This window comes from Chitinophaga oryzae (assembly GCF_012516375.2).
GTDB classification, from domain to species: Bacteria; Bacteroidota; Bacteroidia; order Chitinophagales; family Chitinophagaceae; genus Chitinophaga; species Chitinophaga oryzae.
The window spans coordinates 1,572,307-1,597,364 of the sequence record NZ_CP051204.2 but is presented as its reverse complement, the minus strand read 5'-3'; the positions used below and the strand labels follow the sequence as shown (position 1 = coordinate 1,597,364).

The following is a 25,058-nucleotide window of genomic DNA, read 5'->3' as shown; positions in this document are numbered from 1 at the left end:
ATTTATACGCATGGTGGAGTATAACGGCGTACGACCGCATCGTTGGGGATCGTTCCATCGACCAATAGTTCTTTGGCGCCTTTGGCGTATTTATTGGCTTTATGAAGATCTGATCCCGGAGCAGCCCGTGACACATCGCCGAGATGTTCGAGGCGGCCTTCCGTTGTACTCAGGTCCAATTTAGTGTTATTTAGCTTATCAAGGTCTATTTCCGCTACTTCCGTGCCGCCTTTCCTGGCCCACCTTTCAGCAAAGGCCCTTTCCTTTGTCAGCGAAATGTACTGGTCGCCATAGCCATCGGTGGAGCCGTTGAGCACGTGGCTCATCGGCGTTTCCGAAGCGCCGGGATCTTTGGGGATGATACCGTTGCCGGCGTCGAGGGTAGTCATATCATTGGGATGCAGGGCCCTGAACCAGATATCTTCCCAGCCCCATACATCGATATAACAATTGGTATCTTTTACATAGGCGTAGCTGTTCCAGCCACCGGCGAAGCCGATCGGGTCCGGACTGATATAAACGCCCTCCTGCGCTGCGTAATAGCGGAACCGGTTATAATACAGCCCTGTTTCCACATCTTCATACTGCCCGGGGAAGCGGAAGGGAATGAAGTCCCTGCTGCCTTTGTGCTTCCTGATATTACCGTCTATGTCCAGCTCGGCGCTCCATACTTTTTGGCCGGCGCTGTCATAAGCCTCACAAGGCGTACCCAGATGGTCCGTTATCACAGACCAGGCCGTACCGGCAGTTATTTTTGCTGCCAGGCGGAAGGTATTTTCCTCCCACACCCAGGTGTGCAGCTGATCAGCGGGCGTAGGTTCAGGGTGACTGGCCTTCAGTTCTCCATATTCATCGATCACCACCCGGGGCTGTTCTTTTTCGGGGTACGACCATTCGTGCAGCAGTTTATGGCCATCCCATACGAAGCGGGTCACCTGGTGGTTGAAGATTTTCTTTGTTCTCCTGCCGAGGCCATCGTACTGGAAGGTGACTGTTTTGCCGTCAGGCCGTGTGACTTGTTTCAGCAAACCGTTGCCATACCATGCATACTCCCAGATAGCGCCTTCAACGATCTTCCGGATGAGATTTCCTTCCTCATCGTATACCAGGCGGGCCTTATCCGTTTCCAGCAGGCGGCCGCCGGTTTCGTATTTACGGTCCTTCCGGAGCGGTGTCTTAAAAATATTACCGGCTTTATCCGGGGAACGGTATTCGTAGTGCCCGTCATCATACTGCGCCCAGGCCAGGCTGCCTGTTTCATCATGGCCAAATTTCACAGTGCCTTCACCCTGGCCTTTGAGAATTTGTTTAAGCCGTGCGTTGGCTTCCCAGTGGTACCTGCGGCTGCGGAGGATAGCTGTGCCGGCGCTTACCGTATGTGCATCCGGTGTCTGGGCCAGGGCTGCGCCGGGATGGTAGGTCCATTCGCTGCGGACCGCGCCGGGCAGTTGCCGCAAGGTTTCTATCCCTAACAGGTTGTATTGTATTTCGGTTTCCCAGTCGCCGGCGCGGATGCCGGTGAGGTCGTCCATGGCATTCCATTGAAGCCGGATATCCGCACCCAGGCTGCTTTGAATAGCGACTCTTTTACCGTCGGCGTTGTACAGGCTGGAGACGGTGTGCTCCTGTTGTATTTCGCTGAGGACCGCACCGGCAGTATTCCGCACAAACCTGAGCATGTTGTCAGCGGTAGAGACTTCCTGCAGGCGGCCGTTACGGTCATAGCTGAAAGCTTCCCAGGTGCCGTCGCTGTATTCTACGCGGGACACCATGTTATTGACATTATACTCATACTTTGTCCATTTGTTGCCGGGCCGGTGTACTTTCAGCAGTTTACCGGCGGAGTCCCGCTCATAGTGCCGGGTAACGCCGTCGAAGCCTGTTTCACTGATGACCTCCCCATTGGCGTTACGGCGTATGCGCAGTGTGTCGCCGTTTCCATTTACCACACCGGTGAGTTCCTGGTCATTGTTGTACAGGAAATGGACTTTGCTGCCCTGTTCTTCCCGCATGCGGATATTACCGATAGGCGTATAGGCGTACCGTACCTGGTGTTGTTTATCTTCTGCTGCGATGATATTTTTATAAGCGTTGTATTGCAGCCTGATCACATTATCCGGCTGCCTGATTTCCGTAACGCGGCCCAGTATGTCCCGGAGGAAATGTTGTTCCTCACCCACTGCATTGCTTTTCCTGATACACTGTCCCCATGGGTCGTACTCCCATGTGGTTTTTCCGCCACCGGGAAGCGACATGGCAATCACGTTATGGTCTTCATCGTAGGAGATCAGTGTTTCGTTCTCCGCTTCGTCTTCTACTTTGCATACCAGCCCGTTTTTGTTGTAACGCAAAATGCGGATCCGGCCATCCGGCTCTGTCAGCGTATGCAGCAAGCCGGTATCGTTGTGATAGATAAAGGTACGGCTGTCTCCCGAGGGGTTAACCGACTGGAGCATCCGTCCGGCTTCGTCATAACGTGCCCTGATGGAGGAGCCGTCCGGCAGTTCTACCGCGGTACGGTTGCCCAGTTCATCATACGTATATCCGGTAACGTTTGCCTCGCTGTCAATCACCCGGTACAGTTCCATATGTTCCGTGTATTCAAACAGGGTAGCATTGCCCATGGGCGCCGTAATGCGGTTGACCACAAAATCGGGCGTATAATGCATGGTGGTGGTATGTCCCTGTGCATTGGTGATTTTATTATAGCCTTCCCGGGGGAAGTAGGCAATACGGCCTTCGAGGACGCCACCATCGCCCCGGGTGTGGATACAGCGTTTCTGCTGGTCGTATTCCCAGTAAAAGGACATGCCGTTGCGGTCCGTTTTTTTCACCATCAGGTGGTCGTGGTATTCCATCGTGGTGGTTTGGCCCAGTGCGTCGGTGATCGCAGACAGATCGCCGGCTTCGTTATAGGCATATTTTACCAGCAACCGCTGTGACTGCCGGTGCTTTGCGGTAATATCAGTGATCCTGCCGGCACGGTCTGTGGCGACCAGCAGCTGACGGCCGGCAGTATCAACGATACGCTGCAGCCTGCCATTACCATCGTGATGTACGCTGATCGTAAATCCGGCTTCATTGGAGATGCTGATCAGCCGGTACTCCGGCAGCCGTGGATGTATTTTGCGAAAAGTGCAGGTAAGGCGGCTTTCGTAGCTGAACAACGTATATTCTTCCGTGTTGGCCCGTGTCAGCAGCAGTTTTTCATGCCGGTTGTATTCGTTGTCCCCCGGGTAGGGCAATGCGCTGAAAACGGCGCTGCGGCCATCTTCCAGCAGCACCACAGCGGCGTCTTCACCGGGAAATTCCCGTACCTGCATATCGTAGCGGCAGTGCTGGCCGTAGCCCAACAATCCTTCGAAGGCGCTGTCGCTGTTCCATGAGCGTTCCCAGTTCAGCGGGATGATACCCGGCAGCTCGAAGTCAATGCCGTCATAGATAACGATGCCCTGCACCAGGTCCACCGGCTCAAATCCTTTTTTACACAGTGCTTTACTCAGTTTATTGCTGCCAATTTTGTTTTTCAGTGAATGGTTGAACTTAGTAAGTCCTTTTTTGCCCAGTTTGCCCAGTCCTTTCATGGCGGCGCCGAAGCCGAAGGACATGACGAGGTTGAGCAATACTCCGGCCCAATCCGGCACGAACGGTCCTCCCACATTCACCGGTTTGCCAAAAGACAACGGGATGGAATAAGAGGTAGGCAGATACAGGCTGGGAATGGGGATAAACTTCTTTCCGGGCGTCAGCGACAGCGGAATGCCGATGTCGTTGCAGGTCATCAGCATGTGTCCGGAAGGGCTCATCAGGTTACCTTCCACTTTTACTTTTTTACTGCCGAAGAAATTCACCGAATCGTGGCCGATCATGGGAGCCAGCAGAAAAGGACCGCCCATGGGGATATGAAACAGGAATATCAGTTTGCCGCTCGTATCGCTTTTTCCCCTGGGTACGTGGTTGATCCGGGTAGTGGCGCCGATGAACGGCACATAATCCATAGGATCTATCACCAGACCAATATATGGGTGCGGCAGGGGTATCGGAAATCCGAAAAGGATGACGAAATGAATATCCAGCCCGATTACCGGGATGAAGTGCTTATTGGTAACAAGCATATAAAGACATGGTTTGGGCGCCCGCAGGCGGGTTTAACAAAAACTAAAACAGTCAGCGAATATAAGTATAATTTAAAAGAGAAAACCGGACAAAAACATGTCCGGTTTTCTCTTTTACCTTATATAGCCAAGTATCCTGGTTAGTTCTATTTTAGTGAGTTCGGGAAATCTTATACATGTTACACTCCCTGCCCGCTTTTGGAAAGCGATGGTCAGGCTGTCTGACTTTATGGAATCCCTGTTAGTAAGGAACCGGTAAATCCATTCCTTATCCCGGTACTTAAATACTTCTGCAAAGGAAGGCCCTGTCATCTGTTTATGAGGATGATGACAGCTCGCACAATTGAACTTATACAGGCTGCGCCCTTGCATCACGCTACTGCTGCGATGAAACTTTTCCATGACAAGCGGCGGATTTATGGTAGTGTCACTATAGGGGAAGTAAATTGATTTGAATATTTTCAGTACCGTTGGTAAATCCTGCAAATCCTTTCCACTAATGAAGAATCTATTTTTCTCATCCTTCAAAAATATTTCCAACTCAGCGCTTCTGGTAGTCATACCTTCCGTTATTCCAATCAAAGCAACTAACCCGTTAATCGTGTCTTCCCGATATATGCCTGCCGAGTCCAGATCCACCTCTGGGCTATACCAACCATAGTCAAATGTAAGCGTATCTATCCCGTTCGTGAGGCCCCCCACATAACTATCGAATCCCTGCAATTTCATTTTCTTCCATTCTGGTGGCGCTTTCAGCTTAAACGGGCCAAAATCGGCCGACTTCCAATCCTGATTACCGGCAGTCTTACAGGCAAACAGCAGGCATATAAACAGGTAACAGATGATATATTTCATAGCGGAGATAACAGTTATTTTCTAAATTAGGCATCTTCAAAGAAACATTCGTATGCCCGTTCCTGTGATAGACAGGCATAATACAGCGATGTCCAAGCACAACGAAATATCAATATACCCGGATATCCAAAGGCCAAATCGTACGGTCCATCAGCTAATTAAAAAAAATCAGTATTCTGCAAAAACTCCGTCTTTGTAGCACCAGAGCCATTGTTCTCCCGGTTCAGCCGAAGAGATGACCGGATGTTCTGTCAGATGATAGTGCTGCGTCATATGTTTGGCGGGGGAATCGTCACAGCAGAGGGTAGCGCCACAGGTTTGACAGGTACGCAGGTGCACCCAGGTACCGTTTTGTTTAACGCATTCCTCACAAACGTGGTCTTTCGCTGTTTTGATTTCAGTGATAGCTTTTAGATGAGAACAGAGTGTCATGATACAATGATTTATGCAGATAAAGCGATATGGTTATTAAATATACAAATAGTTAATATTGCAGCGAAAAAGCAGCAGTAAATGATTACACCCACCGAGGCCATTACCCTGCAGGAGCAGCTGAGGACGCAGGTCATCGCCACCGATGCGCTCCCGCATCCTATACGTACCATTGCCGGCACCGATGTGGAGTACGACAAATCCACCAATCTTATTGCCGGCAGCGTAGTAGTACTGGACTACAGCACCCTGTCCGTATTGGCCGTTGCCTCTCATTGCATGGAGGTAAGCTTTCCTTATATCCCCGGACTTTTTTCTTTCCGGGAGATGCCACCCTTGCTGGAAGCCTACCGTCAGTTGACAATCACCCCTGACCTTATCATCTGCGACGGGCAGGGACTAGCCCACCATCGCCGTTTCGGGCTGGCCTGCCACCTGGGCGTAACACTGGACATACCGGTGATCGGTTGCGGTAAAACCCGCCTTTGCGGCCAATACCAGGACCTGGGTGAAACCCGGGGCAGCGTAGCGCCGCTGATAGCCGAAGAAGACCAGGCTGTTATCGGCAACGCCCTGCGTACCCGCGACGGTATTAATCCGGTGTTTGTCTCTATAGGTCATAAAATCAGTCTGCCTACCGCTACCGGCATCGTTCTGAAGATGGCCACCCAATACCGCCTTCCGGAGACCACGCGGCTGGCCGATCACTATGCGCGGCTGGCGTTACTGGAGTACAAGACCGGATTAAACGAGCCACCAGTAAGCATTTGAAGATTTATTCAAAATAATCTGCATGATTATTTGGTTGATTCAGATAAATATCTCTATATTTGCAACCCCAAACGGGGCCAACGGTTTGGCGTAAAAGCCCAACAGTAGCGAGGATTGGTAGTTCAGTCGGTTAGAATGCCGCCCTGTCACGGCGGAGGTCGCGGGTTCGAGTCCCGTCCAGTCCGCAAAAAAGGGACAAATCATCAGAAAGATGGTTTGTCCCTTTTGCGTTTTCCCGTGTATTACGTAAAAGACGCGCAATTAGCTCAAAATGAAATTGGTTATTTGTTTCAAAGTATCCGATTTGCAATCCTATAAATACTACCCGAAATAGCAAATTTTGAGACCCCCTCTTTATTCTTATTGCAGCCAAAATCGTATTAGTAAACAGCTTCTGAGAAAGATTACAAATCTATAGTTACTCTTAAAGGCAGCACTCGAATTTCCTAAGATCATTTATCTCAGATACAAAGTAAGGAAGTAAAAATACGCCTGGCTACATGTCCTTCTCATCCGTTCAGATCAGGTTAGTGCTTTTGATGATCTTAAAGAATTCTTCATCGGCTTTATTATCTGGGAGGGAGGATAAGCAGCATCCACTTCTGCGTGTTCCATTCTTCTTAAAGTCAATTACCCAACCTGTCCTTTTCCTGTATCTATGCAATGTAAAAGTGTCACCATTGTTGCGTCCCATCCAATTGTCATCATCTACACACACCCAATCAATATTAAAATTCAGTTTCTCGAGTGCTTGCCGAAAATCTCTACAGGATTGAAATCGGGTAGTTGTTGATTTATGTATAGCCCTGTTGAGTACTTTCAAAACTTTCTCCGGAATGTGGTCCAAATACCGCCTCGGTGGAAACTGATCTTTACGAACCGCTTTTATCCATTCGTCTTTTGAGGTAAAATTGAACTGCAAATTATTTGTATTATTCAGGAGCCGATATAATGTTATACCAGTCGCATAGATATCGCTTTGCCTATTCATCGCATTTCCTTCGATAACTTCCAATGGTTGATGTGGGATATAGCCAAAAGTACCACCCAGATCAGAATGATAGTTAATAGCCAACCCAAAGTCAGACAATTTAGCCTCCCCATTGTCTCCAAATAGAATATTGCCAGGTTTTACATCTCTATGCAAAATGTTGTTGTTATGGGCATGTTCCAACCCTAATAGACTTTGCTGAATGATCCTACACGCCTCCTTAACCGATATAAACCTTTTCTCAATATGCTTTTGTATAGCCCCCTTTGAAAGATACTCCATTACTATAATTACAACACGTTCTTCCCTAAATTCAGTGACTCGTACATCTTTTACATCAACAATGTGCTTGTGTCTGACTAAATCAAGCGTACGTCCCTCTTTAACTGCATTTACAAACTCCTCTGGACTGGGCACCTTGATAACTTTAACAGCTATCTCCTTTTGCAAATATGGGTCATAGCACAAGATGACCTCACCAAAAAAACCACGTCCTAAATGGTCTACTATTCTAAATTTATCAATATTTGTTCCTTTCATCATAATAAGTTAAACCAAGCGACTAAAACTGCTTCTTTTGTTGCTACGTCCCAATATGGAGGGTGCTTGCCAATAATCGGATCTATGTAAGCAAAAACATCCGTCTTTTTGGGCTGTCCAAACTTAGTAGCGTTAATAGCTTGCGATGAATAGCTATTTATGGGGATACTCTTCTTTTTAGAAAGTAGATTCAAAATTGCCTGAGGGTAACAGGAGGACCTAATCTGGTCAAGTGTTGTTAAGTTCAACGAAATCTTATGAGAAATCTGATTGGGACGATGCTTATCGATAATTAGTGAAAGCTGCGTTTCAAACCATTCCATTAAGTCTTCGACATCCATATTATTTGGATGAACAATCTTGCTCTTTTCAATAATCCTTGGTGGATTCGTCCGTCCGTCAAGAGCACAAAATCTGAAATCATTCTTAGTAAAATTAAATCCAATTACTTTCATGCGTTATAGTTTAGATATTACACAACTGAATAGCCGTGTCTTATTAAGCGAAATCATATTTACTCTCTTAAAGTAACCTCAGAAATTTCCTCACTCAAACCCCTTCCCCAACGCATCCAACCTTCGTATCTGCAAATTCATATGATGTAACACTACTTTCTCATAGTCATTAGACTTATCTCCCTTCTTGCTAACCAAGACCAGCATCTCGATAAAAAAGAAAAAGAAAATCCACAGGAGCCAGAAAATCAATGCAACGTACGATGTGGATAACAGCTGGACCATAATCTTCAACTCGTCCAAAAATCCTGTACTCGCTTTCATCTCTTTTTCAAGTGCCGGTCTGATATGGAGCAATTCATCTTCCTTTTGGGATTTTTGTTGCCGCATAGCGCCAATAGCAGAATCCAGCGACGGCAGCAAGGCGATTTTGGGGTTAGGCACCAGCGCGGATGCCACCGTAACATCTGTGACCGTCTTCCAGATGGTCGTATCCCTGCCCGAAGCGCCTACAGTTTGTACAGGTACCCGCCTGGTGGCTGTTTGCGTGGTGGTAGCCGTGGTGGTAGTACGTTTACTAATGTCCTCCACATACTTTTCCTTCTCCGCCTCCTTCTTACTGATTGTCGTGTCCAGCGCGGCAATCTGCTTTCTTAGCTCTTCTGTTTTTGAAGGCAATATTCTGTCTACCTTCGCCGAAACGTAGGATATCTTTTCGATTTCAATATCTTTCTCGAACAACAACTGATCGATGATCACAGCTCCAAGGATAGCCATCATAAAAGCCAGGCACCCCCTGAAAAACAGTAACATCCGGCTTGGCTGAATGGACAGGACAATCTGTTTCTCCACCTGCACTATAATTACTGTTGAGAGCACCCCCGCTATGATACAGCCCGGCAGGCTAAGCGAGAGATAACGATGCGCAAAAGTAAAGCCGATAAAAAACCACAGGATGCAAACAATCAGCATGGCTGCGGTATACTTCTTGACAGACTTAAAAGCAGCTTCGCTGCAGTTTCGCAGGATATTATAGTTATACCCGGTCAGGAAGCAGCCGAAACGAACCCATAGATGTTTCATAACGCCTGGTTTTAAAAGTTTTTATTCAGAATGATATGACTGGAAATTGCTGCAAGGCCATTCCTGAAACCACGGCTGTAGCTAATGATAATGCCATGCCCTACGCCCTCGTTGGCCTTTGCCTGCTCTTCGATTTCTTTCACCTGGAGAATGTGGCTCTCAGCAATTTCTTTCTTGATGGTAAGCTCTTCCACGGTATCTATCATTCCACTTCTGCTCCTGCTGGAAATATGGAAATTTATTTGACGGATAAAGTCTTCGTAGAAGGTCTTCACCTTCCGGATAGATCGCTCCAGGTCGTTCTTCAACGCAATCACATTTTGGTCCAGGTGGGTGGCATCAGGATTTATCAGCGCATCGTTATAACCTTTGGATTCGTAGTTTTTATCGAGGAATTCGTACAACAGATGTATCCCTCCGTTGAGCGGCGCCACCGCTTTTTCTTCAGGCTGCTCCTGTTCGGGAGCTTCCTTTTCGATGAAAGTAGTTTCCGGAATATCCGGTATGGTGCTGCCGGTTTCCATCGCATGTTGATGCCCGTTCAGGCGTTGCCGGTTGAAAATATTAAACAAACTCATACCTGCTTTATTTGATGATGATTGTTGGAACTTTAAATTTATAATGCCCTTTGCTATGACAGGATTCGCAAAGCGTAATGAGCAAATGGCCGGGATAATCCCAGGGAAGGCGGAACCTTTGCTTTTCTGCGATAAAATGGTATTGGCGGTGATGCACCTGCAAATCCCTGTCGCTACGGCAGTGTACACATCGATACCCATCACGCTGGAGAACTTCTTTTCGTCTGGCTTTCCAGTCGGGGTGGAACAAAAGCGCACCGTAACTGCCATGCGACTGCTCGTTTAAAAAATTATGCTCCTGAGGTTTAGCCAGCGAGCGTTTTGCATCGCCATCCTTTTGGATATACCTGCGGTATAATTGGTCACTTTTAAACTGCAGGTACCTGTACGGCGGATCATTTGGAGTTATCATGGTAATTGAGGTTATATTTTATAGAAACAGGTTAAAGCCAGTTCATTGCTCCCACTTACAAAGCGTCCTGGTCTCCATTGCTTTCTCAAGGGGAATACTGATAATCTGATGTTTGCAATTGCTTAATCCACGGCAGTTCGACTTATAATGGTACCGGGCAGCGCTTTTGCTGTCACAGACATACACCATTACCTGGTTGCAATGAAGATGGCTTATTAGCAGCCAGGCATATAAGAGTTTCATAAAACAAAAGTATACTCGTTTATTCTGCCTTTTTTACGGGAAACCGTAATGTTCCCGGACCGCTTATATAACACCTATGTCTTTGCAATAAGCAACCAGCTGCTCATTTTTACTAAAGCCAAGTACGGATTTCATCTGGCTGAGTTTTTTTTCTATACTGCTTAAGCCGGACGGCGTTATTCCACTCCGCTGAAGATGGGCGGGAATGTCTTTCTGCAGTACTCCCTGTGCCAGTAGGGTTATGATGGTGATGTCCACCTCAGAAAATGAGTAAGTGTTCTTTTTTTCGATCAGCTGTTTTACATGGCGTGGAAAATAGCGCCGGTGCCGCGCTATTTCCTGTATGGCCTCTTTAAGCTCCCGTGCGTCGTTTCGGGCCTTTCGTACAAAACCGTCGATATCATCATTGTTGCAAAGCTGATCGATAGCCGCAGGCCTGTTTTCTGCAGAGAAGACAAGGATCTTCAGGTCAGGCTGGGCTTTCCTTGCCGCGGCAATCAGGTCCATGCCGCCGGACAGCTCTTGCTTATGGCCGTCCGGTTCGAAATACAAATCAGTAATAAGAAGATCAAAAGAACTGTCAGCTTTAGCCGCCTGGATAATCCTGTTCAAGGCATCATCGCAATAGTAGGCGTATGCTATATTGGTAATCTCCAGATCTTCCAGCGTTTTCTGCACGGAGATATTGGCGCTTTCGTGATCTTCAGCAATAAGGACCTTTGTAATCATGATAAACGATCTATTGGAAAGGAAATATGAATTTTTACTCCTTTATCAGGATGCTCAAATGTAAGCTTCCCGCCAATGCTCCTGATACGGTTTTCCGTATTCCGCAGTCCGTTCCCATACCTAACTTGTGAAGAAATACCGATACCGTTATCGGTATATATAATTTGAACCCGGCCATTTTGACGTTCAAACTTTATCATCACGGAATCGGCCTGGCTATGTTTTTTCATGTTAATCATCAATTCCTGCAGAATATGTTCAACTTCATGTTGTATTTGCGCATTGACCAGCTCCCAGACCACAGGGCTATTGCTGACGACCAGCACTTTGACATGGTCCGAGCCAAAGGACGCCAGCAAATCATCTATTTTAACATAAAACGGGGCTTGTGAGCTGACAGGATCGTCGTAAGAGATATCGCGGGACCGCTCATACAACACCTCAATCTTATCCAGCAGATCCTCCTTGTCCATAGCTGTTTTATGCTCAAGGTCTGTCATAATGCGGTACAAGCCATTGGCCACCACGTCATGCACTTTCTGGGAGGTTTTCAGCTGATTTTCCTGTATTTCCCGCTGGGAAGCAATGGCCATCTCCTGCTGCCGCCTGCGGTGGCGGAGGATTAAAACAATTCCGGCGGTCAAGAAAAACAGGACGGTGAGGACCAGTATGAACCGTTGTATCACCAACTGGGTTTTCCTTTGTGCATTGTCCTTTTGCAGCTGTAGATTGTCGGCCTTGCTCTTGGCGGCTTCGTACCGGATTAATGCAAACTGGTTCTTGGCGGCGTTCTTTGCCGTCTGGATACTGTCCGTCAGGTATTGGTAACGGATAAAATAAGGTTTCAACAAATCGGTGGGACTAAGTGTAATAAGTTTTGAAAGCGCTTCCACTTCGTCGTCCGGGCTATTCATTTCCCTGGCTTTCTCATACCTCTTACCGGCATAATACAGCGCGGAATCAGGCCGGGATTGCGAATAGTAGTCTGACAGGTGCGCATAACTGGCATTGAGGCCCCTGATGTCGTTTGAATCCCTACGGATCTTCAGCGCCTGTTGCAGCTCAGGCCCGGCTGGATAAGTGGAATCTTTCATCCATTTAGCCCTGGCATAGTTAGAGAGTATCCGGGCGTATTCTATTTTCTCGTCCTTACTCTTAACCAGCAGGGACTTGTATATGTCGATCGCCTGGTCGTAATCGCCTTTCTTCTGGTAAGTAACGGCTATACCATTCAGGGCGATGGCCTGATCACCCGGCGGTTTTAGAAGTGTGAGCGCTTTGCGATAGTAATCGATCGCGGCCTCATAATTTTTAAGATTAAGGCAGACATTGCCCAATTCGTAATAGTTTGAACCGAGACATTCCTGGTCTTTCTCTTTGCGTTCATCGAGATAAGTAAGGGATTTCAGCAGGCTTTCCTGCCCACCATAGTGATCTCCCTCGTATGCCTGGATGATACCCATATAAGTATAGGCCATGGCAACCTCCAGGCTGTCTGTGGCGGTGGTCGCCACGAGATTAAAATAATAGAAAGCAGAGTCGTTATTCTTATTAAAGAAGGATTCACCTTTCTTCAATGTGGGTACAGCTATTGGCTGGGGGTGTTCCCGGTAGGAATTGCAGGCACAAAGACTGCCGAAAAGGATAAGCAGGATGATGTTTGAGGGACGCAAGAAGGGTTATTTTTCTTAAAAATATCGAATTTCTCAGTTTTGATGAATTATTGGCTATAAAAAAAGTGAGGCAAGACGAATCTTGCCTCACACGGTGCTTATGGATTGGGTTTCCTTGGAGGAATTGTTCCGGTTTCGCCACCGGTATCGTCCAAAGTAGTGACCTGTTCGTTATTGTTATGATGACCGTTGTTGGAGTGGCCGGGACCCAGACATGCCAGGAAGAAGCCTAATATAATGTAGAGCATTGGTTTTGTTGTTTTGAATTTTGAAGAATAGGCTGCCGGTTGCCGGAGCTGCCGGCAGCGGATTTGGAGATTTTTGAAGAAGCGCTTCTTGCTTTTTGGGAAGTGTGGGTGAGGATTACGGAAGCTGATGATCGCTTCCCAAGCCGGTAACCGGCCTCCGCTTTCTTTGCCCAGGGGTGCATCGGTCCTGTACAGAAAACCTCTTAGCTAAGGAGGTGTTACCCGATTGCAAAACAAAGATAGATTGAGGTAAGTGGTTGATTTACAAACAATTCCGATAATTCCAGTATTTCCTGGTGTTCCGATTATAATTCCGGGAATGCGGGTCTGATTCCGATTATTCAGCTCTATATTTTCATTTATGGCAACACTTTATGTCGACTACCAGCAGCTGGTCATGCAGGCATATGAACAAAAAAAGGGAAACAATATGCTTCCCCACGGCCTGATGCATCTCACGCCCGCGAATCTTAAAGATGAATGCGTGAAGAAATGTACTATGGACGTAAACAGGCGGGATGAAAAGATCATCCGGGATTTCTGCGGAGACCTGAATGAGTCGAAAAGCTGCCAGGTTATCCTGCAGCGATGCGAGACCGATAAATTCAGGCCATTGGTAAATTATCTGAAAGGAAAGTCTGAAAATACGGATGCGAAGAATATAGAACTCCTGGCCTGGCTTCTCGACTTTCCCGACAGGCCCTGGGTAATGGGAAAAGTGATTTCAGGGATGGATCAACCAGCGGAAACGCCCATCATTCCGGAAATTCCGACAATTCCGGAAATTCCGGACAGTCAGAATAGTCCTGAAAGTTCTTCAATTCCGGTCCGGATGAATACTTTTAAGGAGGGAGAAAATACCGGTAAACCAACTGCAATCGCCCCTGCCGGGAAAATAACGAGGAAATCCACGAAATCGCTGGTGGCCGCTATCATGTTATCGCTGGTGGCAGGAACAGGAGGCATGTGGTGGTGGATGCAGCCGCCTGCCACCGGGGACTGCATGTATTGGCACGAGGACCGCTACGAACCTGTGGCCTGTAACCAAAGAATACCGAATGCGGTCATCGTACCACGGGATACATTGAGACTGAAATACTTCAGGAAGATCACCAGGCCGGACACGATCACCTACCGGGCCATCGGAAAAGTCTGGTATTCCAAGATCAAAGGGGAAATAGAATTCTTCACATTACCCGGTGAGCATCCGGTCGTATTTGGCTATCAGCTGCGGCCACTTACAATTTATATGATCAAGACACGCATTCTCCAGAAAAACTGACAAGAGAGGGCAAACAAATGCCCCCCTCCCCCTGCAAAAACAAAAAAAAGCCTCCAAGTCAAACGACCTGAAGGCTTCTCCACTCGCGAACCATCTGCGGATTCCGGGTTCTATCTCTCCGGAATTTCTCCGCAGGACATATCAACCGTTATTGTAACACCCCTCCCATTCCCGCCTGCAACATGCCAATCTTTATAATAAAATCTGCAAAATCATCCATCGCCGACTGTTTCGATGTAGCGATGATTTCAAAAATCCCGGTATCTGATGTAAATGTATATTCAGAATAAGCACATACCGGAAGCTTCCGGTTGTTGTTAAAACGCCTGTCCGGACCTCCCGACCTGTTGACATACTGCCAGGTATAATCGACCACCCTGGCATCGGGCGGCAGCATCTCCGATTCAACAAAATCAACACGGTGGCCCTTCAGCCGCAAATTCTTATAAAATACCGCCGCAAAGGCGCTACCACGCTTTATCAGTAACCGCTCCGGCAAAAAATACAGCTCCATGTTGTTCAAAGCGATCCAGGGAATGGCCACATTCGTAACAAAATACGGTGTGGGCATCCTGTTCTCCGACAAACCCCGGATGCCCGCTCTTCTGATGATCTTACCCGCGCCGGCATTTCGCTTGTAATCTGTCGTTCGCTGCGCATTCAGATACTGCCAGACTTTTGAAGACCGGGAAAATGTAACAAAATGGATTTTGAATTGGTCATACACTTGCCGGTACTTATCATCCATGTCATAATGAAGTTCCATGGTAAGCCGCTTTCTGTCCAGTTTCTTCAACCAACGGACCAGCGGAATGAAACAAACCATACAAAGGGCGAGTTCATATACCAGGTAGTCGCTCTTAATAACCCCCTCCTGCCTGTCGAAGGCAACAGACAAAAACGCTAAAACAACCAGCAGCATCGGTAACATCGCTCCTTTGGCATAGGAAACCTGTGTACTCTTTTTGTTCAGCTCTTTTATAAATGTCTGTGAGTCGGTGTCTGTTAACATATCCACATCGGCCGAAGCAATATTATTACTTTCTTCAGCAGGCATTGGCGCCGGTCCGGGAGAAGGCGGGGGATAAACAGGCCTTGCTATTCTCTGCCGGTAATTGATACCGTGGATATTTAAGTTGACATATGTCCCCCTGGGCCCCAGGTTGATACGTGCCCCCTTCACACCCATGGAATAACTTACACCACTTTTGGAAAAATTTACTTTGAATAATCCCGAGCTTACAGATTTACGAAATGACCACCCCATAACAAACAGATTTTTTGGAGAAACGATTGAACGGTTCCATAAGACAGATAAAACGAAACATACACAGTAAAACAATGGCGAAAGGAAACGGCGAATTATGCCGGCTGCCATCAATGGCTACCTGGAATGGCATCCCGGAGAACATATCCGGCAGCCATCCGATGTTAAATAAACTTTCCTCGCTGCCCTCAGGGCATCCTGACAAGTATAGAATTCTCCCAGGAACAACCGCTCTTCCGGTTTGGGCAACACCCTGCACGCCTGGCTGTGCACTTCATGATCTCCATTGTCCTGCGGATCCAGGGAGACATAATAATTCATCTTCATAAAACGAAATTTGGTTAAGTCTAAATTCATAAACACCTTTTAATAACTTCATATCAAAACTACAGAATGAAAAAAGCCGGATCTTACGGAAAACCGTATACGTAATTTTTTACTGAAACTTTTAAGCGAAGCGTATAAAGGCATATATTTATAGGAATTTTTAGATCCTTATACCAAAAAAACGGATGATGAAACGTGTTTACCCGCTCCTGTACCTGATGCTCTTCAGTACAATAACCCATGCCCAAAAGACAGTCATTAAATGGGGGGAAGAATTTAAACTCCGCAGAGGCAGCACCGATCTGAGAGTAATATCGGCCGACAATGATGGCGCTTATCTTGAGGAAAGCCACGTAGCTATGAAAGCTTACTTTGTGGTGGGCGCCTCCTTCAGGGAATCGGCGTCTCTGGTAAAAGTGGATAAGAACTTAACCGAAGTTTACCGCAACGATTTTAACAAGGAACTGAGGGGTAAAGAATTCGTGCAATTTTTCGCCTGCCAGGAGAAGTTGTTCCTCTTCTCTTCTGACTACAGTAAACGCGACCGGACACTGGCCCTGTATGCTTCTGCTGTAAATAAAAAAACCGGGGAACTGACGGGAGAATGGAGAGAGGTGGCCACCTTCCGGAAAGATGAGAAAAGAGATGACATTGATTTCAAGATCGGCTATAATGCTGACAGTACAACCATGCTGATTGTAAGCAGCGTGGAAGGCTCTGAGAAAAACGAATACAAAATACAGGAGCTCGATAAGAACCTGAAAGCTACCGCGAAACCACTTATCCTCAGCAACGAGTTTGAACGTAAAAAGTACCAGCTGGAAGATGTGCTGTACACAAACGATCGTAAAATAATACTGGTAGGCCGTATGTTCGAATACGAAGAAGGCAAAAAGAAAAAAGAGAAATTCCTGGACTTCACCAACTATAACATCCGCATCTACAACAACAAAGGGAAGCAGGAAGCGGAGATCAATACCGGTATCAACGGTAAATGGCTCTCCAGTACCAAGCTGGTACAGGAAAAGAATAAAGACCTGGTCCTGGCGGCATTCTACAGCAATACGAAAAAAGGCAGGACCATCGACGGCCTACTGGTACAGCGCATCAACGTGACCGACGGAAAAGTGATTTCCACCAGCGACAGGAAAATCAACAACTCCCTGCTGTCAGGCGATCAGGACAAGGAAGACGAGGACGATACGGAAGATAAAGACGAAAGCAGGGAAGAAAGGAAAATGAGAGCAGAACTGGGGAAAATGAAAGATGAAGGAGAAGGCTTTTCCAGGCATATGCAATTCCGGAAGATTTTTTATACGGCAGACGACGGACTGGTGATCCTGGCGGAACAATACCGCCACTATATCACCACCAGTCAAAGCTACACCCCGGGCTCCTATGGCTCGCCCAGTCAGTGGAGATCCAGCACCTATGCACACTATCTCTCCGGCGACCTGATGATGTGTAAAATAGATGCGGCCGGTAACATCGGATGGCTGCAGATCCTGCCAAAAGATCAGCGGGAAATCATCATGATGAATAGTTCATCAGCACCCACCGGTGGAATTTACTATCATTCCAGTTATTTTAACGAAGGAAACAGGCCCTTTTATTCTGGCTTCGGCGCACTGCAGGCCAACGGTTCCATCCAGCTGCTGATAAATGACCATGCCAAAAACCATAACGTCACCCAGGCCGGACAGAAAGCAAAAGCCATTGCCCGTTATGCTAAATCCAACTGTTACCTGGTAAGCATCGACGAAACGTCCGGCAAAGTGACGCGGAAAGTATTTTTCTCCAACGATGATATTCCCACCGCTATGCCACGGTTGGGCGCTATTGTCGGGAACGATATGTATATCGTTGGAAAAACCGACCGGATGATGGGCAAATCAAAAATCGCCATCGGCAAAATTACCTCCAGGTAAACACCACAAACGACGCGTAGGCAACAGGCCTTACCTGTTCCGCTGAACGGCATGGCCTGTTGTCACGTTGTTGCCTTACTCCCGCCCACCCGATATCCGAAGCCTCTATCGGATCCACCCACCATTCCCCTTCCAACCGATTGAAAAAATTACTGAACATCTTAATATCTCACTCATGTTTACCTTCATGTGGCAAGTAAAACTGTCGCGTTTATGCCCCCTGGTATAGCCGTTGGCGATACCAGCTAGCAAATCTCTATCAAATGATATATTCCATTTCTTAACGCCTGATTAACAAACGTAATTGCTCCTAAAGTAGTCTATAACGAACCACATGCTTTATATTGCAAGCTTCTTTTATGTATATGGATTATGTAGCAGCCATAGAGTAAAAATCCTAACCGGCATGCTTATATTCAATTTAAAACCCAATCTGATGCACCAACACTACCTATTGTCGCAACTAGAAAAGCTCGTACGCGTAGACCTTAAAGAACTCATCCTGCAACAAAAGCAGATCGACAAAAATTATTTTTCCTTTATTACTAACGATGTCATTTCGCAGAAGAGAGAAATATTAAGTTCTTTCAGACAACATTTTTATGGTATTGACAATCAACATCAGGCAGTCTGGTATGTCCAGCAACACCAACATCAACTGATAATGCTGCTGGATCAAATTAACACGTACCTTCCCCAAGATACAGCCACCAGTAAAGACACTCCACATCAGGAAGCAACATGGGAAAATCTTATTGAGATCATCCACAACAACATCAGAGAGCTCTTAACTTTTATAGAACGAGATTTCAAACGTTATCTGGATACCGATTTTAAGATTCCAGACTCCACACTACTTTCTGAACAAACGCTAATTGCAGGCAGGGCAGACTTTATATCCAGTGAATTTAAAAAATATGGTATTGATGAAGGCTTACTTTCAATCATACTTCTTCCTTTTGAGAATTTTATGACAGTTGATTACCGAAATAGGCCCATCAGTTATCACCAACTTTTTTATCTTCAGGATTTTGAACGTAATCTGGTGCAGCTGCTGGCCTATTACAAGGGGGACGCGAATATCACAGAAAAGCTGAAAGATATGTTACATTATCTCAACTTCAATAATGTATGTTATTTTCGTTATTGGGCGGATTCAATTGGTGCCGACCTTAGAGAGTTACAGACCACCCGGGAAAAGCGAGACTGGCTTTTACTCATGAAAAAGAAATTAAACCAGAAACCTGTAAAACCTGACATTGCTTTTTCTAAAAAGAACCTCCCATTACAAAACCAACTCGATACGTGGTTATCTATCGAGATAGACTATCAAACAGAAAAAGAAACATCAATCAGTTACGATCACTTACCTGATGAGTTAAGACGCTGGAAAGATTTTAAGATAAAAACGCCCCTTTCGGTTGCTCAATTAGCAAACCTAATTAAACTATTTGTAGATAAGCGCATCTTTGTAAACGAGAACAAGAAGGAAGTATTAGATTTTTTAGCGTTTTTCTTTAGTTCTACCAAACAAAACAACATCTCCCCAGCCAGCCTTCGTAAAAACTTCTACAACGATGATGCAGGAGTATCTAAAATAGTAAGAGGGCTTCTGATAGACATGGCACATAATTCATGAGTACCAACCGTTTTGGCGAAAGCGCCAGAACATACATTACAAAATAAAATATTTAAATAATAACAATTTAATTATCAAATAGTTACAATGGGTACCGCTACCCTTGTAACTGTTCTCGTATTGATTATTTTTTTTCCTTTGATACTGACAATAAATATCTGCTGTTATGCAATTCAATCATAACAGTTTACAATATCCATTATCAAAAGAAAAAATGGCAGCAGCACCAAACAAGTCTGGTTTTATTTCAATGAAAAACAAATCTATCTTTCCTCCTTATGATTACCCTCAACTCATACGGCATCTTGAAACAAGCGGAAAATCCATCTACGGTCCAAATTTTCAAATTGATGAGATAGACCGACCGGTAGTGTACAAACTACTTCTATATTTTATACGGGACGAAACAAACGCATCCAACGAAGGAATAGACCTTCAAAAAGGAATTTTACTTACGGGAAAAATCGGTTGCGGAAAAACCTCGCTAATGACACTCATGCAGACATTTTGTGCAGATGTATGTCAATATAACATTGTTTCCTGCAGGGATATCAGCTTTGAATTCAGCAAAACAGGGTTTGATATCATTGGTAAGTATAGCCGTAATGCATTCCACCGCTTTTCAGAAATACCGAAGGTGTACTGTTTCGACGATCTGGGACTTGAAACCAACATCATCTATGGTGGGAATTCCTGTAATATAGTAGCAGAAATCCTGTTATCCCGCTATGATCTTATTCTCAGCAATAAGACGCTTACACATGTAACGACTAACTTAAACAGTCAGAGCCTGGAAGATACCTATGGCTACAGACTGTCCAGCAGGATGAGAACAATGTTTAATTTAATCGCATTCGACACCAATACAAGAGATAAGAGACAGTAAGCATACAATTCCAGTATTTTGAAAGAATTAAAACGGACCTCATTTATGACCGCTAACACATCATTGATAAAGCAGGCTGTAGGTCTGTTAGAGGCAGCCAGGCATCAGGCTGCCAAACAAACCAATAGCCTGATGGTGCTCACCTATTTTTATCTCGGATATCTAATTGTCGAGCACGAACAAAAGGGGCAATCCAAAGCCACTTACGGGGCATCGACAATCAAACATCTGAGCAAGGTACTTTGTAAAAGGTTTGGCAATGGGTTTTCTGAAAGAAACCTGGAGCAGATCAGAGCCTTCTTTTTAATATACAAAAATCGCCAGAAACAAGTGGCAATTCCGCAGACAGTGTCTGCGGAATCTGCCATTCAATATAAAGTCCAGCTGGAAAATCCTGCGCTGACGGCTTTTCCGCTATCTTGGTCCCATTACGTCCTGTTATGCAGAATAAAAGAAAAAAATGAACGTTCATTCTACGAAATTGAGGCTACACATAGCAACTGGGGCGTAAGGGAGTTACAACGTCAAATCAACAGTAGTCTCTTTGAAAGGCTGGTTCTGAGCAAAGACAAAAAGAAAATACAAGAACTCGCCCGGAAGGGTCAAATAGTCGAAAAACCGGAAGATATTCTAAAAACTCATTATATATTAGATTTTTTAGGGCTGGAAGGAAAAAGTAACTATACAGAGTCTGATCTGGAAAAGGCTATCATCGACAAAATTGAACATTTTCTGCTTGAGATGGGAAAAGGTTTTCTTTTTCAGGGCAGACAAGTCAGGTTTTCTTTTGATGAAGAAAATTTTTTTGTAGATCTCGTTCTATATAATCGTCTCCTGCAATGCTTTGTATTAATTGATCTGAAGATTGGAAAGCTACGACATCAGGATATTGGTCAGATGCAGATGTATGTAAACTACTACGATCGATATGTAAAAGTTGTACATGAAAAGCCAACAGTCGGCATCATTATCTGTAAAGATAAAAGTGACGCAGTTATTGAAATTACTTTACCCAAAGACAATAAGACCATTTTCGCCAAAGAATACAAATTATACCTGCCAACAAAAGCCGAACTGAAAAAAATAATCGAATGAACACTGTCAGCATAACGGTCATACTTCCGGATTGTCGCACCTTTGCCGGCATTCATCTCTTTACTGTCCTACTCCGGATTCTCCCAATATCCCGACGCATCTACCGGATCTAAATAAGTACCGTCAAATCCGGCATTGATTATCTTTTGTGTATAGGAGTTGGCATTGCCATAGATAAGGGCCTTCCATTCCGGCATCCAGTAGCGGACGTAATAGTTGCCTTCCCAGTCACTGTCTGTAGGGCCCAGCCAGGCGGGTTTATTCTTCAGCCAGTCCGGGTTCCAGTACCAACGGTAATCTTCCGCCTGTCCCATGCTCATATAGGCCAGCACCAGCCTTTTACCACCATTATTCTTCACTTTAAGGGAGTTGATCTGGCTGGGAGTCCAGGTATGGGCGCCTCCCTCCGGCGGAAAAGCGTCGATCACCAGCACGTCGTAGTTGGTGGCTTTCAGCTGGCTGATATACTGGTCGTTCGGATAGATCAGGTAAAGGAAATTCCTGGCCTCTGCCAGGGTGTTGATATTATTGGCATTTTCCTGGTACGGCGCACCGGCGGGGATGGTCTGCAGCTGGCGGCTGGGGGTGGCAAAAGAAATAAATCCATTGTCTTCATTTCTTTGATAGGAAGCGGTCATATAGGCGGGAGTGCTGCAGTAATCGGTGGCCATGACCGTAAGGTGGTTGGCGACGGCACGTTTTCCAAACCGTACCCATTCGGTGGTCACATCATCGGGTGTCATGACATTATCATGATTCTCATATCCATAATACAGTTCTTCCCTGCCGATGCCATCGAGGGCATTGAGGTAATCCGGCATCACCGGATCGGCGGTATCGCCGGTGGTCGTCAGCAACTCGGTACTGTTTTGCGCCACCACGATAAAGCCGGGTTTACGTGTGCGGGCCCAGCTGCTGATTTCCTGGATGAAGTTGCGCAGTTCATCCCTGTAATTAACTGCACCCATTACCGGAGCAGATGTATCGCAACCATAATTAGTACCGCCCGGCTGCTCGCTTTTGCTGCAGGATGCAAAACTGAACAGCCCAATCAGGACAAAGGTGAGGATACAATATACGGTGCGCATGGTGTAAAGCCTTTAGGTTTTCCTGATATATAACGTGGAAAACCGGCAAAACCCTCTGTTCCCGAAAGGTATATTTTTCGACAGGATAAAAAATAAAACCGTGCAACATCAATACAGGTATAGATAAAAGGCAGAGAACGACAGCTACCGGTGATTCGTTTCATCATATTTCTCCAGCTCCACAACAAACTCCGTTCCTTTCCCCTCTTCGCTTTCAAACCATATCCTGCCGCCGTGGGCGTCTACAATCTGTTTGGAAATTGCCAGCCCGAAACCAAAGGACTCTTCTCCCATAGTACCGCGGCGCTTTACATCCTGAGAGAGATTAAAAATACTTCCCTTCAGATGATCGGGTATACCGATACCATTATCACGGACGGTAATACGGACAACGGCGTCCTCCTCTTCCATGGACACTTCCACCACACCGCCGACAGGACTGAACTTCACCGCGTTGGTAATAAGGTTGGAAAATACCCGCCATATTTTTTCGCGGCTGGCCCATACTGTGGCCTGGAATAGATTCACAACGATCTGCTGTTGTTTTTCCCCTGCTTTTGTTTTTACCAGGCCGATACAATAGCGCAGGGCTACGTCCACTTCTACCTGCTCTTTCCTGATATCTCCCCGCACATTCATATACAGCAGGTTACTGATCAGCTCCAGTGCCATGTGGCCCGACTGGTGGATGAGATACAATGCTTCTGTATTCTGCGGATCTGTGATATTGCCGTAACTTCTCAGGAAATCGGCCATGGATATCATATTCCCTACCGGGTTACGGAGATCGTGGGCTACTACTTTCAGCATACGGGTATTGTCCTGCTGGCTCTGTTCCAGTGCCCGCAAGCTTTTTTCGAGATGCTCGTTCTGCCGGGAGATCAGCCGGTTCAGACTTTCCAGTTTAGCCGTCTGTTTCCTGGACCGCTTCCAGTTCTGCCAGATAAGTACCACGATGATTACCACCATCAGCGTAAAAAGCAACATGATACTCAGGTAGGTGTTCTTTATTTCGTTCTGCTTTTTCAGCAGGTCCAATTCCATCTCGCCCGACAGGTAATTGACCTGCGTATTCACATCCACCGCATGAAAAGGGTCTCTTGCAATGTTCAGCGAATCTTTCATGCGCCGATGGTTGCGCAGCAGCACCAAAGCATTTGTCAGGTTGCCTGTTGCCTCGTAATACCTGGACTGCAATTCCATCCAGGATAACTCAGAACCTTTATCAGGTACTGCCTCAATCGATGCCCGCAGTTTTTGCAACCATTCCTTCGCTTCCGGAAAATCTTTCTGCGCCAGTTTTAGATCGATCAGATGCGCCATGTTGATCTGCGCGTTCTTCGGCTCTGCACCGGGCACCAGGTTCATGGTAACGCTCTTTCTTAATAACTGTTCACCGGCGAGCGTATCCCCGTGCCTGACCAGCAGGTCGCCCTTATTACCTAACACCACCCCTTCTGCAGCCATTGAAAAAGCAGCCCAGCTATCCACTTTCAGAAAAGGTTTTTTATGCAGGTTGATATAATTCAGTGCGCTGTCGTAGTAAAACAACGCGCTGTCTTTGTTGTCCAGCCGGTCAAAGCACAGCGCGATATTGTCCAGCTCTCCCTGCTGATAACTAAACCGGTAAAATGTTTTCTCCCGGCAGGCCCCCAGTTCGGCAAACGCGTTTTTGAAATAAGGGATGGCCATGTCGTACTTGCGTTGCTGATAATACACCATCGCCAGCTTGGCGCTGTATTCTCCCAATGCACAGGTATCTTTGGTGCGTTCAATAAACGTCCTGCCTTCGTAATACAATGACAGCGCATTGTCCAGTTTACCTTCGTCCCTGTTGATATCTCCCAGAAAAATCAGGGCCCTGCCATATTCAGCGGCATATCCCGGCCGGTTGGTTTTGCCGGAAAGCACCTTCAGGATGCTGTCTATATATATCCTTCCCCGGTAGCGGTCCACCTGGTTCATCCAGTAGTAATCCAGTTTGTACCTGTACTTCCATACCAGGTCCAGAGGACCGGGATCAGGGAACTTTGCGTAGATGGAATCCAGTATACGAAAAGCGGCAGGACCGGGCACCAGCAGGTCCGTTCGCTGAAAGACAGGTTGAAAATAAGCGGGGTGATCTGCGTTACCATTGCCGGTATGGTTACATGCCAGCGGCAAAGTCAACAACAATGGGACTAACCAACACAGTATGTTCTTAAAACACTGATCACAGGACACAGAAAAAAAACGCATTAAATAAAATTAATATACTTATAAACACCTCTGCCAGTCTGATTCGTCATAAGCCAGGGGGAACAACCTCTGTAATGTCTTCCGAACATTCGTTACCAAATATACTGCTGACGGCAGACATTCACAACTGGGATATTATTTAACCGCTCCCAACCTTTCGCGCTAATTTTTTTTATGTTTTAT

21 protein-coding genes and 1 tRNA gene are annotated in these 25,058 nt (G+C 46.2%); 7 read left to right on the top strand and 15 right to left on the bottom strand.

Annotated features, from left to right (window positions below; translation table 11 throughout):
• Window positions 1-2 precede the first annotated feature (2 nt).
• The 3 genes from HF324_RS06620 to HF324_RS06610 all read right to left on the bottom strand — a co-directional run bounded on the left by HF324_RS06620 (window position 3) and on the right by HF324_RS06610 (window position 5,402).
• Window positions 3-4,115, bottom strand: coding sequence for a DUF6531 domain-containing protein (locus HF324_RS06620; RefSeq protein WP_168810654.1), 4,113 nt, complete (start codon window positions 4,113-4,115; stop codon window positions 3-5).
• Window positions 4,116-4,229: 114 nt separating this feature from the next.
• Window positions 4,230-4,970 (bottom strand): c-type cytochrome, encoded by a 741-nt coding sequence (locus tag HF324_RS06615; RefSeq protein WP_168862163.1) that lies wholly within the window; start codon window positions 4,968-4,970, stop codon window positions 4,230-4,232.
• A 168-nt stretch (window positions 4,971-5,138) separates the two neighbouring features.
• Window positions 5,139-5,402, bottom strand: a complete 264-nt coding sequence (locus tag HF324_RS06610) for a UBP-type zinc finger domain-containing protein (RefSeq protein ID WP_168862162.1) — start codon at window positions 5,400-5,402, stop codon at window positions 5,139-5,141.
• An 81-nt stretch (window positions 5,403-5,483) separates the two neighbouring features.
• Here HF324_RS06610 and nfi point away from each other — a divergent pair, with 81 nt between their 5' ends.
• A complete protein-coding gene (gene nfi, locus HF324_RS06605; protein ID WP_168810648.1) occupies window positions 5,484-6,173 on the top strand; it encodes a deoxyribonuclease V in 690 nt (229 codons plus the stop codon).
• Between the two features lie 111 nt (window positions 6,174-6,284).
• Window positions 6,285-6,358 (top strand) — tRNA-Asp (locus HF324_RS06600).
• 332 nt (window positions 6,359-6,690) lie between these two features.
• On the opposite strand, the gene HF324_RS06595 is transcribed toward HF324_RS06600, so the two are convergent.
• The 8 genes from HF324_RS06595 to HF324_RS06560 all read right to left on the bottom strand — a co-directional run bounded on the left by HF324_RS06595 (window position 6,691) and on the right by HF324_RS06560 (window position 13,125).
• Window positions 6,691-7,707, bottom strand: a complete 1,017-nt coding sequence (locus HF324_RS06595) for a serine/threonine-protein kinase (protein WP_168810646.1) — start codon at window positions 7,705-7,707, stop codon at window positions 6,691-6,693.
• The gene (locus tag HF324_RS06590) at window positions 7,704-8,159 is read right to left on the bottom strand and encodes a hypothetical protein (RefSeq protein ID WP_168810644.1); all 456 of its coding nucleotides are present in this window, start codon (window positions 8,157-8,159) and stop codon (window positions 7,704-7,706) included. Before HF324_RS06590 ends, HF324_RS06595 begins: the two co-directional genes overlap by 4 nt.
• A 90-nt stretch (window positions 8,160-8,249) precedes the next feature.
• Window positions 8,250-9,242: a DUF4407 domain-containing protein gene (locus tag HF324_RS06585; protein WP_168810642.1), complete on the bottom strand. Its 993-nt coding sequence runs from the start codon at window positions 9,240-9,242 to the stop codon at window positions 8,250-8,252.
• An 11-nt stretch (window positions 9,243-9,253) separates the two neighbouring features.
• Window positions 9,254-9,820 (bottom strand): hypothetical protein, encoded by a 567-nt coding sequence (locus tag HF324_RS06580; RefSeq protein ID WP_168810640.1) that lies wholly within the window; start codon window positions 9,818-9,820, stop codon window positions 9,254-9,256.
• A 7-nt stretch (window positions 9,821-9,827) separates the two neighbouring features.
• The gene (locus tag HF324_RS06575; RefSeq protein WP_168862161.1) at window positions 9,828-10,232 is read right to left on the bottom strand and encodes an HNH endonuclease; all 405 of its coding nucleotides are present in this window, start codon (window positions 10,230-10,232) and stop codon (window positions 9,828-9,830) included.
• A gap of 306 nt (window positions 10,233-10,538) precedes the next feature.
• Window positions 10,539-11,204: a response regulator gene (locus tag HF324_RS06570; protein ID WP_168810636.1), complete on the bottom strand. Its 666-nt coding sequence runs from the start codon at window positions 11,202-11,204 to the stop codon at window positions 10,539-10,541.
• Entirely contained in the window at window positions 11,201-12,877 is a 1,677-nt protein-coding gene (locus tag HF324_RS06565; RefSeq protein ID WP_168862160.1) for a tetratricopeptide repeat-containing sensor histidine kinase, read from the bottom strand. The genes HF324_RS06570 and HF324_RS06565 overlap by 4 nt, the downstream gene beginning before the upstream one ends.
• Window positions 12,878-12,975: 98 nt before the next feature.
• Entirely contained in the window at window positions 12,976-13,125 is a 150-nt protein-coding gene (locus HF324_RS06560; protein WP_168810631.1) for a hypothetical protein, read from the bottom strand.
• A gap of 361 nt (window positions 13,126-13,486) precedes the next feature.
• Between HF324_RS06560 and HF324_RS06555 the strand changes: the two genes are divergently transcribed.
• The gene (locus tag HF324_RS06555; protein ID WP_168810629.1) at window positions 13,487-14,407 is read left to right on the top strand and encodes a flagellar basal body-associated FliL family protein; all 921 of its coding nucleotides are present in this window, start codon (window positions 13,487-13,489) and stop codon (window positions 14,405-14,407) included.
• Window positions 14,408-14,555: 148 nt separating this feature from the next.
• On the opposite strand, the gene HF324_RS06550 is transcribed toward HF324_RS06555, so the two are convergent.
• Both HF324_RS06550 and HF324_RS06545 read right to left on the bottom strand, forming a co-directional pair.
• Entirely contained in the window at window positions 14,556-15,785 is a 1,230-nt protein-coding gene (locus HF324_RS06550) for a DUF4236 domain-containing protein (RefSeq protein WP_168862159.1), read from the bottom strand.
• A 6-nt stretch (window positions 15,786-15,791) separates the two neighbouring features.
• Window positions 15,792-16,001, bottom strand: coding sequence for a hypothetical protein (locus tag HF324_RS06545; RefSeq protein WP_168810625.1), 210 nt, complete (start codon window positions 15,999-16,001; stop codon window positions 15,792-15,794).
• A gap of 185 nt (window positions 16,002-16,186) precedes the next feature.
• Here HF324_RS06545 and HF324_RS06540 point away from each other — a divergent pair, with 185 nt between their 5' ends.
• From HF324_RS06540 to HF324_RS06525, 4 genes are all read left to right on the top strand, one after another.
• A complete protein-coding gene (locus HF324_RS06540; RefSeq protein WP_168810623.1) occupies window positions 16,187-17,929 on the top strand; it encodes a hypothetical protein in 1,743 nt (580 codons plus the stop codon).
• A gap of 436 nt (window positions 17,930-18,365) precedes the next feature.
• The gene (locus HF324_RS06535) at window positions 18,366-19,568 is read left to right on the top strand and encodes a hypothetical protein (RefSeq protein ID WP_168810621.1); all 1,203 of its coding nucleotides are present in this window, start codon (window positions 18,366-18,368) and stop codon (window positions 19,566-19,568) included.
• 166 nt (window positions 19,569-19,734) lie between these two features.
• Window positions 19,735-20,454, top strand: a complete 720-nt coding sequence (locus tag HF324_RS06530; protein ID WP_220100689.1) for a P-loop NTPase family protein — start codon at window positions 19,735-19,737, stop codon at window positions 20,452-20,454.
• Between the two features lie 45 nt (window positions 20,455-20,499).
• On the top strand, window positions 20,500-21,549 hold the full coding sequence (locus HF324_RS06525) for a PDDEXK nuclease domain-containing protein (RefSeq protein WP_168810619.1): 1,050 nt from the start codon (window positions 20,500-20,502) through the stop codon (window positions 21,547-21,549).
• A gap of 68 nt (window positions 21,550-21,617) precedes the next feature.
• On the opposite strand, the gene HF324_RS06520 is transcribed toward HF324_RS06525, so the two are convergent.
• On the bottom strand, window positions 21,618-22,637 hold the full coding sequence (locus HF324_RS06520; RefSeq protein WP_168810617.1) for an endo alpha-1,4 polygalactosaminidase: 1,020 nt from the start codon (window positions 22,635-22,637) through the stop codon (window positions 21,618-21,620).
• A 144-nt stretch (window positions 22,638-22,781) separates the two neighbouring features.
• Window positions 22,782-24,875 carry a tetratricopeptide repeat-containing sensor histidine kinase gene (locus HF324_RS06515; protein WP_168862158.1) on the bottom strand — a complete coding sequence of 698 codons (2,094 nt, stop codon included), beginning with the start codon at window positions 24,873-24,875 and terminating at the stop codon, window positions 22,782-22,784.
• Window positions 24,876-25,058: the final 183 nt, after the last annotated feature.

Bases quoted from the DNA above. Each gene is read 5' to 3' on its own strand.
- HF324_RS06620 (WP_168810654.1), bottom strand. From the start codon at position 4,115: ATGCTTGTTACCAATAAGCACTTCATCCCGGTAATCGGGCTGGATATT.
- HF324_RS06615 (WP_168862163.1), bottom strand. From the start codon at position 4,970: ATGAAATATATCATCTGTTACCTGTTTATATGCCTGCTGTTTGCCTGT.
- HF324_RS06610 (WP_168862162.1), bottom strand. From the start codon at position 5,402: ATGACACTCTGTTCTCATCTAAAAGCTATCACTGAAATCAAAACAGCG.
- nfi (WP_168810648.1), top strand. From the start codon at position 5,484: ATGATTACACCCACCGAGGCCATTACCCTGCAGGAGCAGCTGAGGACG.
- HF324_RS06595 (WP_168810646.1), bottom strand. From the start codon at position 7,707: ATGATGAAAGGAACAAATATTGATAAATTTAGAATAGTAGACCATTTA.
- HF324_RS06590 (WP_168810644.1), bottom strand. From the start codon at position 8,159: ATGAAAGTAATTGGATTTAATTTTACTAAGAATGATTTCAGATTTTGT.
- HF324_RS06585 (WP_168810642.1), bottom strand. From the start codon at position 9,242: ATGAAACATCTATGGGTTCGTTTCGGCTGCTTCCTGACCGGGTATAAC.
- HF324_RS06580 (WP_168810640.1), bottom strand. From the start codon at position 9,820: ATGAGTTTGTTTAATATTTTCAACCGGCAACGCCTGAACGGGCATCAA.
- HF324_RS06575 (WP_168862161.1), bottom strand. From the start codon at position 10,232: ATGATAACTCCAAATGATCCGCCGTACAGGTACCTGCAGTTTAAAAGT.
- HF324_RS06570 (WP_168810636.1), bottom strand. From the start codon at position 11,204: ATGATTACAAAGGTCCTTATTGCTGAAGATCACGAAAGCGCCAATATC.
- HF324_RS06560 (WP_168810631.1), bottom strand. From the start codon at position 13,125: ATGCTCTACATTATATTAGGCTTCTTCCTGGCATGTCTGGGTCCCGGC.
- HF324_RS06555 (WP_168810629.1), top strand. From the start codon at position 13,487: ATGGCAACACTTTATGTCGACTACCAGCAGCTGGTCATGCAGGCATAT.
- HF324_RS06550 (WP_168862159.1), bottom strand. From the start codon at position 15,785: ATGGCAGCCGGCATAATTCGCCGTTTCCTTTCGCCATTGTTTTACTGT.
- HF324_RS06545 (WP_168810625.1), bottom strand. From the start codon at position 16,001: ATGAAGATGAATTATTATGTCTCCCTGGATCCGCAGGACAATGGAGAT.
- HF324_RS06540 (WP_168810623.1), top strand. From the start codon at position 16,187: ATGATGAAACGTGTTTACCCGCTCCTGTACCTGATGCTCTTCAGTACA.
- HF324_RS06535 (WP_168810621.1), top strand. From the start codon at position 18,366: ATGCACCAACACTACCTATTGTCGCAACTAGAAAAGCTCGTACGCGTA.
- HF324_RS06530 (WP_220100689.1), top strand. From the start codon at position 19,735: ATGCAATTCAATCATAACAGTTTACAATATCCATTATCAAAAGAAAAA.
- HF324_RS06525 (WP_168810619.1), top strand. From the start codon at position 20,500: ATGACCGCTAACACATCATTGATAAAGCAGGCTGTAGGTCTGTTAGAG.
- HF324_RS06520 (WP_168810617.1), bottom strand. From the start codon at position 22,637: ATGCGCACCGTATATTGTATCCTCACCTTTGTCCTGATTGGGCTGTTC.
- HF324_RS06515 (WP_168862158.1), bottom strand. From the start codon at position 24,875: ATGCGTTTTTTTTCTGTGTCCTGTGATCAGTGTTTTAAGAACATACTG.